Source organism: Pseudomonas laurentiana (assembly GCF_014648275.1).
Classification (GTDB): domain Bacteria; phylum Pseudomonadota; class Gammaproteobacteria; order Pseudomonadales; family Pseudomonadaceae; genus Aquipseudomonas; species Aquipseudomonas laurentiana.
Genome location: NZ_BMQU01000119.1, coordinates 1 through 704, shown reverse-complemented (window position 1 = coordinate 704; position 704 = coordinate 1). Strand labels below are relative to the sequence as shown.

1 protein-coding gene is annotated in these 704 nt (G+C 17.6%); it reads left to right on the top strand.

What is annotated here, in order from left to right; translation table 11 throughout:
• Positions 1-366 precede the first annotated feature (366 nt).
• Positions 367-704, top strand: a 338-nt coding sequence (locus IE038_RS25620; protein ID WP_498053051.1) for a proton-conducting transporter transmembrane domain-containing protein, incomplete at its 3' end; no start/stop codon positions are given.

Below are 704 nucleotides of genomic sequence, written 5' to 3'. Positions count from 1 at the left end.
TTTAAATATAAATTTATATAATTCAAACAAACCAACATTAAATTTAAAACTCTTAACTAATAAATCCTATCCTATTACACTTAAAATACTATTTTATATTAAATTTCTTATTACTTTTACCATCAAATCACCAATTATACCTTTACATACTTAATTACCTAACACCCACAATAAAACACATTACAATACCTATATACTTCTCACTAAAATCTTATTAAAAATAAAAACCTATAAATTAATTCAAATCAATATAAAATTATTACCCCACACTCATTCTATATTTTCTCCTTAATTATTAATAATCAATACAATCCAAATAATTTATACAACTTCAACATCTCCCAATCAACATAATTTAAAAAAAAAATAACCTATTCTTCTATATCTCATATAAATTTTATAATTATAAATATTAATTCTATAACAAATCCTAAACTTAATAAAACTATTTTACAAATAATTTCTCATAAATTTATTAACACTACACTTTTTTTCTTAACAAAAACAAATTATAATAAAATTAAACTTATTTATCTTAATAAAATAAATAAAATAACTATCTCCATTCCAAAAATATTTACAATATTCACTATTTTATCAATAACTTCCCTTACATTACCAAACATAAATAATTTTATTACAAAATTCATTATTTTTTTTAAAATAATTACCAACCAAAAATATTTCTTAATTTCCAAAATTTT